Source organism: Endozoicomonas sp. ALB115, assembly GCF_049310245.1.
Taxonomy (GTDB): domain Bacteria; phylum Pseudomonadota; class Gammaproteobacteria; order Pseudomonadales; family Endozoicomonadaceae; genus Endozoicomonas.
The window spans coordinates 48,865-60,025 of the sequence record NZ_JBLYZG010000033.1 but is presented as its reverse complement, the minus strand read 5'-3'; the positions used below and the strand labels follow the sequence as shown (position 1 = coordinate 60,025).

Here is an 11,161-nt window from a genome sequence, read left to right as displayed (position 1 = left end):
AGTTTTTCGGACAGTTGGCACAGGTGAACAAAAAGCAATCGACGCCACTGGTCATCGATACTCCGGCCACCAGAGAGTACATAAAAACCTGCTGGCAATTTCTGCAACTCAGGGAGCCGGGAAGAGTTGCCATGGTGGTGGAAGGGACTGCCGGGTGGGGTAAGGATGCCCTGTTACTGCTGACCCTGACCACCTGGCAACAGCAAACCGGTAAAGGCTTTCAGCATCTCAATGGGACACCGGACCAGTTTAACCAGTTTGTGCAGGCCTTTAACCGTGCCTGGCGTCTGGGTGAGGTATTAGTGGTCAGTGAGCTCAATATCATTCCTTCCGGGCTATTGGAAGAGTTTCTCAATGACCGCCTGCCGCTGCCTCACAAGGCCGGGTTCAAATTGATTGGTACTGTTAATCCACCCACCTATCCCGGACGGACGGCATTCCCGCCGTCATTGACCAGTCGCTTTACCGGCGTTCATATCCACTATGATACCCTGGATGACTACCGGCTCAGGCTGCAAGCCATGGGGGTATCTGAGGATCTGAGTCGGTGGCTGACCGATTGCGCCAGTGCCCTCAATAATCATTTCCGACAGCAACGCATTCCCCTTGAACTGACGTTGTCGCAGCTGCTCCGGGCGGCCGATGAATTGGGCAAAATCGCCATGGACCAGTGGACTAAACATCTATCACTGAAGTGGTGGCCTTATATGAAGTACTGTGAATACAGCTTTCAGTGGCCTTATACTCATGGAAAGGGATCTTCCAGAGGTCCTGACACTCATTCACCGGAGATTTTCAGCCTGGGCTCGCCCCCTGGTGTATCCAGAAACTTTCAGGTTACCCGGTTTTTTCCCGGTAAATGGAGTCCCGATCTGTATCGACTGGAGCTGTATACAGCCGATGTGAACACTGATAAGCAGTTAGTTCAAAGCCGGTTGCCTATACACCCCGTGGAGCAGAGCAATCTTTTGCCCCTGTTAACCGGGCGAACCTATCTGAAAACCGGCGAAACCCCCGGGCGCATGACACTGAAACCGGGCAGCAATTGGCAACGATTGCCATCGCTGACCCCCAACGACGTGTTGACCGGTCTGAGATCCATTCCGAAACAGACGCAGCTGGCACGGGATAGGAGTACCGACCAATACTTTCTTCGTTCCGGACTCACGAAACCGGTGACGGTGGATTTTATTATTAAGCCCGACCTGACTTATTTTCAGCCGTTAACGGCTGATGATCCCATCAACACACAGCCCCTGCGTTGCCCGCCCCTGATCAAAGTACATCTGGATCAGGAGGTGTTCAGCGAATACCCGGCTCCGGGGTACCGGAAGTTGCGGGAAATAGGGCAGATAGAGAATTTGTCCGAACGGCTACTGGCCCTTGTCGATTGGTTCAGGGCATTTTCTTACGATCGTCCTTTTGACGAAACCGGCATCAGCCTGGTTAAGCAACTGTTGCAGGAACAACAGGGAACCTGCCGCCATCGTGGGTTTCTGTTTCAATTACTCTGTCTTTACTGGGGTATTGAAGCCCGTATAGTAAATTCGGGCTCACATGCTTTCGTTGAGGTCAGATCCTGCAATGGGTGGCGACTTTGTGATTTATGGGGCGCTGGCAGCTCCACTTACAGTTATTCATCAGAGCCGGAATGGCACAATATTTTCAAGTCAGCGCCAGTGGGCCCCGTCAATTCGCGTTACGCTCAGGACGGAGCCGCTGATGGCTGGAACGGGATATTGTCACTGGCCACTTCTTTGCTCAAGCAACACAAGTGTACTCAATCTGAATTACCCCAAGAGGCGATAAAACAAATCCAGGACACCTTTCTGGAAACGTTCCGGAAAAACTTTCGCCCTATCCCCATAGGCAGGGAGGTATCATCAAGTCGATCTAAACCAGTGTCGCCAGGTTGCAAATCTCATAACGGTATCTTTGCATTTCAGATTGTCGTCCATTGGGTACCGGAACAGTATTTGTTGGCGGCCCGACATGCCATTGACCATTTTTCCACCCTGGCCCCCCCGGAAAAAAAAGCCATTATCGACTGGAGCCACTGTATGCTCATCTGGTCAACCCAATTTACGTCTCCCCTAAAGCATCCTTTCTGTGAGTGGTCGGAGTTTGCCTGGCAACTGTATTTGCAAAGCCCGAATGATTTTCCCGTCCTGCCTGTGCAAAGCCTGCAGACCATTATCCGGTTCAATTTTGATCATAATGGCATGGCTCAACGAATAAGCCAGCGCCTGTTCCAGGTTGAGTCCATCGATAAAGTCTATCTGAAAAATGTCCGCGACAGTCCGGAGGTCGGCAATTTTCCCCTGCTGTGCCCCGGGAAACAATTGCCACAGGTGGCGGCTACCGAAGTTTATTGGAGTCATGCTTCCCGGGGCAAACCGGATATTGCCCGACTGATCCGTGGTCAGCCCTGTTTCCCGGAAAAATCAACCTATTACCAGGAAACCAATACCCTGATAGTGGCCGCCCAGTTTTTGATCGAAAGGGCGTGGGACACTCTCCGGCAAAGCACCAATAAACTGACCGGCTCAGCCTTTCTTAAGGAACTCCCTGTGCCCCAGATCATGAGTACCCTTGATGATCACATCGATGATGCAGAAAATAACCGGCAGTTAATTCGTCTGATCGGCGATCAACGCTCTGCTGACATATATACCCCGGTAATATGTGAAGACCTGAAAAGATTCCGGGTCTTGATCGTTGGCAATTTCCGCGACCGGGTAACCATCTTTGAAAGTGCGGCAGGGCAAAATTTCAACCTGATCGGCAGTGGGATTTTTACTCCGGGTATTGCCCTGGATTGTGAGGATTCGCTGGGAACCATAAAACGCTTGATCAATGAACATGACGCAACCATTTTAAGCAGATATTAAAATTCCTTCTCTCCGGAAATTTAACGAGATTAAAAATGAATCCTTGTTTTACTAACGAGCAATCTACTAAAAGACCAAAGTTGACTCATGACAGTGTAATGAGTCCAAGTACCGATAAGGCTAACTCTGAAACTTCCGCTCATTCATTGCATTTTTCCGGGATACCTTTGAACAAACTCGGTGATATCTCTACTCATCTGAGCTGTGGTGAAATTCAGGAGTTGCAAAAAGAGTGTGGGCAGATCCATCTGTCGGCGGTTACCTCCCGTGACATTAAGGAAAACTGGCCTTTTAAATACCTGTATACCAGACCTGATAAAGCTGAAACCAGGCAGAACGATCCACTCATCACTCACCAACCGGTATTCTCTGAGGAGATACGTCAGATGATTGAATGCCGCGAGTTTAAACTTGAGCGAAAAGGGGTTGCTCATTTTTTTGATGGTCAGAACATAAAAGCGATGTTCAGCCCCTCGGAACGCCATGTCCTGTTCCAGGACTTCCATGTAGTCCGCGGCTGGAGTTGTGATGACAATGGTGACTGGCGGGAGGACGTTGTACTAGGGGTCAAACCAGATAACACCGCCATCTTCAGCACTTCCGGGCACTATGCGATGGCAGCAGCAGATGGGTTGTGCAAAGTCTGGAGCTTTGACGGTGGGACCAACTGGCTGGAACAGTTTGAGACCCTCAATATCGGCAGGATTAAGAATGTTCAATTTTCCCCCATAGAGCGGGCACTGGCCATCACCAGCAGTGATCATAACGGCCTTGATGCATTGATGATCTGCGTTCGCCATGGCGATAGAGGCTGGATACCGGGATACATGAACAATGGGTTTGAGAATTTGTCTTTTCAATTCAGTCCTTCCGGTAATGATCTACTGATCACTTCCAAACGTGGTGCTGAAATTATGAGCATTGACTACAACGGCCAGGTCAGATGCCAATATTCATATCCGACCAGCGACAGGGACGTGAATGCTACCTTCAGTCCGACTGGAGATTGTGCTGTTATCCTCACCAAAACGGTGGGTTCAGATGAAAACACACTGACAATCATTGGCCCTGTAGACGACAAGTGGCAAGAGTTGGGATCCCTCAACATGACAATTCATGATGTCAAATTCAGTAACTCAGCACGGCATCTGATGATCCACACCATAGACCATAAAATCAGACTATGGAGTGTGAATGACCAGGGCCGCTATGTTCAAAAGAAAGAAATTACTGATCAGCCGTCACTTACGGCTACGCAATTCAGTGCATCAGAAGACATCTTCCTGACTCACAATTCTGATAATGGCGTTGTCCAAATCCTGAACTATAACCGTTCGGGCCAATGGGTAATTTCACATAAAAATACTTATTATTTGTCGCGGCAAGCCTGTTTCAGCGATGACCCGGCATCCAACTGTATTATGATCAGGGAGGATAATGATGTTCATGTCGTGCATGTTAGCAACGAAGGCCGTTGCCAATTTAAAAAAATCCATTCAGAAGAGAAAATTGATGAGGCAAGCATCAGCCCATCAGGACGCTATGTTCTGACCACTCATGGTGGCCGTGATGGGCTCATAGCCAGGCTCTGGAGTTTTGACAGCGAGGGTAATTCGTTTGCCAAAACCAGGATTAACCGTCCTGCATCGGTCAACAACGGTTTCAAAGTCAATAAAGCCATATTCAGCGCTTCGGAGCAGTTGCTCCGGCTTTACGGCGGTGGTGGTTTTTTTTCTCTGAATACCATTATCTTTTGGGGGTGTGATAATAACGGCTCATGGACCGAGAGAGGCGTTGTGGACAATGCTGTCTGTGACCCATTGACCGATGAACCTGTCCACAGTCACACAATGCTCCAGATATTGGCTGGCGACGAGGAACAGGACGGAGACTTTAAAATCTTCGGCTACGACCGTGATGGCAATTGGTGCCAAAAGGCAAAAAGAAACCATGGTACAACATTCTCTTCAGGCAGTTTCAGCCCCTCGGGACGAATGCTGTTGACCTGTGGTGACAACAGCGCCAGCATCTGGCAGATCAACCCGGAGAAACAAGTATAAGCAGTCAGTGCCAAAGGGCTGCGCTGGCTTTTTTGCACGCAGCTCTCTGTTTTTTTATGCCTGAAAAACATCATCGGTATTGCCGCATAAGTAGTTGGCCAAATGGAATCGGATATTTCTGGCTAGGTGGGCAGTTGCTATGCAAGGCGCAACGTAGGGAGCATAGCCGTAGCTATGTGACCGGAGTTGCAACGCCGCACGACTGCATGGATGCAGGAGATAGAGCAACGCAGGAGCAGTTGCCGGGAGTGACTGACAACTTAGTCAGAAATATATGATTTCATTTGGTTAACTACTTACACCACGGCTTAATCAGGAATCTGCAGCACCTGCCCCACACGAATAGTATTGGCACTGGATAGCCGGTTAGCACGCCTCAGGTCATTCATGCTGATTTCAAACCGATTGGCAATCTCTGACAGCGTATCCCCGGGTTTAATCACATACCGTGATGGCCGGGTGTTAAGGGTGCCCTCCTGTTTCCACTTGGCAACCAGTGTGTCCGGTGGTGGCTTTTTGTAGAACCAGCTTTTCGTACCATTGAAAATGGCTTTCGCCATCGCCTTCTGGTGACTGCGGCTCTTTAGTTTTCTGGCCTCTTCAGGATTGGTGATAAACCCGGTCTCTATCAGGATGGATGGAATATCCGGAGACTTCAGCACCACAAAGCCGGCCTGTTCCACCTGTTTTTTATGCAGCTGGTTAATCCCACCCATATTCGCCAGAACTTTATTGCCCACTTCCAGGCTGGAGGACAGGGTTGAGGTCATGGACAGGTCCAGCAGAACCCCGGCCAGAACATCATCCTTATCCCCCAGGGATATACCGCCTTCTCCGCCAATCTGGTCTGATGCGTTCTCTTTCTGGGCCAGCCAGCGAGCCGTTTCCGATGTGGCACCTCGGCGTGAAAGGGCATAAACCGACGCCCCTTTGGCACGACGATCCTTAAAGCCATCCGCATGGATGGAGATGAACAGATCGGCCTTGTTGTCCCGGGCAATCTGGGTACGACGGCGGAGGTCTATATAATAATCACCCGTGCGCACCAGCACCGGCCGAAACCCGTTCTCTTTAGACAGCAGGGTGGCCAGCTCTTTGGCTATCGCCAGGGTTACCTGTTTCTCATAACCACCGCCGTAGGCAATGGCCCCGGGGTCTTCACCGCCGTGGCCAGCATCTATCGCCACGATAATATCCCGATGACCCGCGGGCTTCTGCCGGACCACAGGCTGTGGTTTTCTGCTCTTATCATCAAACAGATCAACCACCAGGCGGTGGCCATAGGTCGCATTGGGTTTCAGCAGAAAACTTTCGCTGGACACCTTTGCACTGAGATCCAGAACGATACGCAGGTCATTTTTATTACGGGCACCATGGCGGATCTTTTGAATCGGCGTATCTTTCAGCTGCAGGCCACTGAATGAGCCACTGAGCCGGGCACCGTCAACATCAATAACCAGTCGGCTGGGGTTGCTCAGGTGGAATTTATGGTGTTCAACCGCATCGGAAACATCGAACACCAGTCGTGTTTTATCCGGCGACCGCCAGAGTCTGACATTTTTAATCAGCTTATAGACCGCTTCAGCTACCTGAACCTTCAGGGCTGCAAGCCCCACGGCCAGAATACCCAGCTGCCTGACAAAACGACGCCTGCCACCGGAAAATACCGGTTCAACCTCAGTGCCAGAGGTGGCTCTTTTTCGGGTAGGTGTCGCTGTGCGTTGTCTTCTCGAAAGCCTGGCCAGAACCCGGCGAACAATCCCTGTTCTCTGACTCATCCGCCCCCCTGAAGTGCTCTTATGGTTTCCAGCGCACGCTTCCCTTTTTCAGTCACTGCGACAATCCTTGCTTTCCTGCCGGGCAGCTCACTCTGGTCAAACGAGTGATAGGCAAAGGTAATGTCCAGATCAGCCTCTGGCAGCTCCCCCTGTCCGCGGGTTGGCCACTCAACCAGGCACAGCGCCGCTTCGCTGAAATAATCCCGACCACCAATAAATTCCAACTCCTCAGGGTCGGCAAGGCGATAAAGATCAAAGTGGTAAACCTTATGGTTATTGACCTCGTAAGGCTCCACCAGTGTATAGGTCGGGCTTTTTACCGCGCCCTGATGGCCAAGATGCCGAAGGACACCCCGGCAGAACGTGGTTTTACCCGCGCCAAGATCACCATGCAGAAAAACAATGCCCCGGTCCCCCAGGGCTTCTGCCAGATGCCCCCCCAGCGCCACCATGGCATCTTCATTTTTTATCAGCAGTTCGTATCTGCCTTGCATAAGCCTTTCCATCACAGCCAGTTGCCTGACCCTTAATGACCAATAATAAAATTCAATCGTTGTCGAATAACCGGAATCAACTCCGTTGCCCTTAAGCCGGTTTCACCCTGACCGGCAACCACCTCATCGGCAGCAGATGCATGCAGCCAGGCCGCCATTTGGGCCGCCCTGAAAGGTGTCAGCCCCTGGGCCAGCAGTGCGCCAATAACGCCACTGAGCACATCCCCCATACCGGCCACCGCCATGCCCGGGTTGCCCTCAGAGCACAGCGCGGTGCTCTGGCCATCAAACAGCAGCGTTCCCGCCCCTTTCAGTAGCAGGGCAATCTCTGGCTGCCGGTGTGCTGCACCCTCGCCAGTAAGAACCGTTAATTGTCGATGACTGTCTACCAGCGCTGCAAATCGATTGTTCTGAATCGTTGGAATATCCAAACCCGATAAACGCGCCAGCTCACCAGGATGAGGGGTGAAAATAATCGGGGACTTTCGTCCATTTAGCAATTGTGGATGATCCGATAACAGGTTCAGGGCATCAGCATCCAGCACCATCGGGCACTCTGCCGCCAGGGTATCCTTGAGCAGCTGCAGCCCCCAGTCATCGCGGCCCAAACCCGGGCCAATAACCATGACATTCTTTCCTTCAGCCAGAGAACCCAGGCCGGCCCCGCGCTTTACCGATACCCCCATCACCTCAGGGCAACGCACAGCCAGCGCCGCAAGGTGTCGCTTGCGGGTAACCACCGTGACACGGCCAGCACCGCAATGAAGGGCGGACTCAGCGGCCATCATGATCGCCCCCGGCATCCCGTGGTTACCCCCGATAAGCAGCACATGCCCAAAATCACCTTTATGGGCGGCACGGCTTCTCGGTGACAGCCAGCCGCGAAACTGTTCCGGAGCAATTCGTTGACAGTCAGCAGGAACGGTTTGATAGACCCGTTCAGGCACGCCCAGGTCATTAAAGACCAGCTCGCCACAGTATTCTGGTCCCAACCCTGTCATCAGCCCCTGTTTCAGGCCAATAAAAGAGACGGTAACCCTGGCCTTGACCGCCACTCCCAGCGGAACTCCAGTATCAGCACAAAGGCCGGACGGGATATCCACAGCACACACCGGACGTTCAAGATGATTCAGCCGTTTGATGGCATCCTGATAGTCACCCCGTACTTCACCACAAAGCCCGGTACCGAGCATGGCATCCACAACCACATCCGCACACAGGGACTGGGTGCTGTCGTAAGGTCGAATCACCACGCCAGCATCAACGCAGGCCTGCCAGGCCGTGAGGGCATCGCCGTTAAGCTCTGCTGGATTTTTCACCGCCAGTACCGAAACCCTCAGCCCCTGCTCTTTGGCCAGTTTGGCGACCATATAGCCATCGCCACCGTTGTTGCCTGCCCCACACAACACCAGCAGGGTTTCGGCTTCTGGCCAGTAGTGAACAATCGTGGTCAACACAGTGCTGGCCGCCCTGGTCATCAGCTCAAAACCCGGGATGCCGTGCTGGTGGATGGCCACATGATCCAGTTGTCGAACCTGGTCGGCAGTGTAGAGAGACTCTGGTAAGCTCTTATTCATAAGCGTGCCCGCGATGATACAATAGAGATTGTATTTTGCATTCAAACTGTGCCAAACAATCTATGCCAAGAGAGTTAATCCAATTCAGTGCCTGAACCGTTATCTTCACCACCCACTTTAACCACATTGACGGACTCATCGCCAGCACCGGCTATGGAAAAACTCGTTGGGAAAATTCGTATCTGGGCCAGAGAACTTGGCTTTCAGGAGATCGGCATTACCGAAGCCAAAATACCGGAAGATGATCTTAAGCATCTGGCAGCCTGGCTGGCGAAAGGGTATCACGGCGATATGGCTTATATGGCCCAGCACGGTGAGTTGCGGGCACACCCGGAGCAACTGCATCCCGGCGCATTAAGGGTGATTTCTGCCCGTATGGATTACCTGCCAGCGGATACTGAAACCGTGAAACTGCTCAACGAACCGGAAAAAGCCTATGTTTCCCGCTATGCCCTGGGCCGGGACTACCATAAGTTGATCCGCAAACGGCTCACCCAGCTGGGCAGGCAGATTGAAGCTGCCGTTGGAGATCATGGCTATCGCGCCTTTGTGGACAGTGCGCCAGTGATGGAACGTCCATTGGCGCAACAGGCCGGACTGGGCTGGATGGGCAAGCATTCACTGATACTGAACCGTCAGGCTGGCTCCTTTTTCTTTCTTGGTGAACTGTTCACCAACCTCCCGCTGCCTGTGGATAGGCCTTACGAAAATAATCACTGTGGACGCTGTACCTCCTGTATGGACAAGTGCCCAACCCGGGCCATTGTGGCTCCCTACAAGGTGGATGCCCGCCGCTGTATCTCTTACCTGACCATCGAAAACAAGGGCCCCATTCCTGAAGAGCTGCGCCCTCTGATGGGCAATCGCATCTATGGCTGTGATGACTGCCAGCTGGCCTGCCCCTGGAACCGTTTTGCCAAGCCAACCCGGGAGCCGGACTTTCAACCGCGTCACCATCTGGATGACAGTGATCTGGTCGATCTTTTCCTCTGGAGTGAAGAACAGTTTCTGGAACGAACCGCTGGCTCGCCTATTCGCAGGGCAGGTTATGAAAGCTGGTTGCGTAATATCGCCGTGGCACTGGGCAATGCCCCGGGCAGTGACGCCATTATTGCCGCTCTGAAAAGTCGTCTGGATTATCCATCAGAGCTGGTTCAGGAGCATGTCCTCTGGGCTCTCAAGCAACACGATGCCAGGAGGCTGTCCGAGAATAGACTGCCCTACGCGGCAACTGCTCCTGCGTTGCTCTAGCTCCTGCATCCATGCAGTCGTGCGGCGACAGCAAATTGGTCTAAAAATTCGCTTTTGTTTGGCAAATAGCCCCGCTATTCACCTCACAAAACCGATTTTTTATCCTCAATTTTCTGTCGTCCTCGCTACGGGCGCTATTCTCGGACAGCCTCCCAGGTGCTGATGCAGATTGTCCACAGGTGAATCAAGACGGCCAATTCCCGTTACTGAATCTAACGGGCTTGTTAGTGATCTGTCCCGTCGATCAACTAATCTTGGGACAGTAATCATGGCGACTTTATTTTTGACTTGAATCAGGAAAAAGTCTCTTGGAACAATAACTAACAAGGCAGATTATAATCATGAAATCGACTAAACCTATTTTTTTTACGCTACTGTTATCCCTGATGACCAGCAACCTGACTCTTGCAGCCGACGGTGGGAATGACACGGTCTGGATATTTGGCTATGGCAGCCTGATGTCTACGCTTGCCCGCACCGCTACCGCAGAAGACCCCCAAGATGCCGAGTACCTGCCGGTCAGAGTTCATGATATGGCCAGAAAGTGGAATCTCTGGATAGAAAAAGCCACACAGAGAGCGCTGAACATCGAAGCATCCCCCGGAGATTACCTTAATGGCTTACTCTTTCCCGTGAAAACCAAAGATCTGCCAGCTTTTGACATACGCGAAGGGGCATACCATCGAGTAAAAATAGCCAAAGATAAAGTGTCATTTTATCGGGAGGATCACAGGAATAAGGTTCTTGGAACCCACGATGACGTTGAAATTTATGCCTACCTCCCCAACTACAAGTTTTACTTTGGTCCGGAAGATACTGAAAAGAAAATCGCCATGTCCTACCTGAATATTGTCCGTTCCGGCTGTGTTGAAGTGGACCAGACCAATAATCTCAATGGCCAGTTCATCATGGACTGTCACAAAACGCTGGGCCTTGAAGAGTATGACGCTTTTCAGGATGAAGACCAGCCCACCTACATAAGACACCCGAAAAAATTGCTGAACAAAGCAGAGCAAAGAGTGGATTTTCTGAAGGGGTATCTGGAAAAAGACTGGCCCAATTATCTTGAAATCGTCAGGAAATATTGGGGGTTCTGATATCTGGGGGTCG

7 protein-coding genes are annotated in these 11,161 nt (G+C 51.6%); 4 read left to right on the top strand and 3 right to left on the bottom strand.

What is annotated here, in order from left to right:
- Both ACO6VE_RS15095 and ACO6VE_RS15090 read left to right on the top strand, forming a co-directional pair.
- Nucleotides 1–2,891: transglutaminase-like domain-containing protein (locus ACO6VE_RS15095; RefSeq protein ID WP_422462105.1), on the top strand; the 2,891-nt coding region annotated here is incomplete at its 5' end.
- Nucleotides 2,892–2,989: 98 nt separating this feature from the next.
- Nucleotides 2,990–4,951, top strand: a complete 1,962-nt coding sequence (locus ACO6VE_RS15090) for a WD40 repeat domain-containing protein (RefSeq protein WP_422462103.1) — start codon at nucleotides 2,990–2,992, stop codon at nucleotides 4,949–4,951.
- Nucleotides 4,952–5,259: 308 nt separating this feature from the next.
- Here ACO6VE_RS15090 and ACO6VE_RS15085 read toward each other — a convergent pair whose 3' ends face one another.
- From ACO6VE_RS15085 to ACO6VE_RS15075, 3 genes are read right to left on the bottom strand one after another with little or no spacing between them, the layout of a single operon-like run.
- Nucleotides 5,260–6,729, bottom strand: a complete 1,470-nt coding sequence (locus ACO6VE_RS15085; protein WP_422462101.1) for an N-acetylmuramoyl-L-alanine amidase — start codon at nucleotides 6,727–6,729, stop codon at nucleotides 5,260–5,262.
- Entirely contained in the window at nucleotides 6,726–7,223 is a 498-nt protein-coding gene (gene tsaE, locus ACO6VE_RS15080) for a tRNA (adenosine(37)-N6)-threonylcarbamoyltransferase complex ATPase subunit type 1 TsaE (protein WP_422449860.1), read from the bottom strand. The genes ACO6VE_RS15085 and tsaE overlap by 4 nt, the downstream gene beginning before the upstream one ends.
- 32 nt (nucleotides 7,224–7,255) lie before the next feature.
- On the bottom strand, nucleotides 7,256–8,800 hold the full coding sequence (locus tag ACO6VE_RS15075) for an NAD(P)H-hydrate dehydratase (protein WP_422462099.1): 1,545 nt from the start codon (nucleotides 8,798–8,800) through the stop codon (nucleotides 7,256–7,258).
- 153 nt (nucleotides 8,801–8,953) lie between these two features.
- Between ACO6VE_RS15075 and queG the strand changes: the two genes are divergently transcribed.
- Together queG and ACO6VE_RS15065 are read left to right on the top strand one after the other, a co-directional pair.
- A complete protein-coding gene (queG, locus tag ACO6VE_RS15070; RefSeq protein WP_422449862.1) occupies nucleotides 8,954–10,051 on the top strand; it encodes a tRNA epoxyqueuosine(34) reductase QueG in 1,098 nt (365 codons plus the stop codon).
- Nucleotides 10,052–10,392: 341 nt separating this feature from the next.
- Nucleotides 10,393–11,148 carry a hypothetical protein gene (locus tag ACO6VE_RS15065; protein ID WP_422449863.1) on the top strand — a complete coding sequence of 252 codons (756 nt, stop codon included), beginning with the start codon at nucleotides 10,393–10,395 and terminating at the stop codon, nucleotides 11,146–11,148.
- The last annotated feature ends 13 nt before the right edge of the window (nucleotides 11,149–11,161 follow it).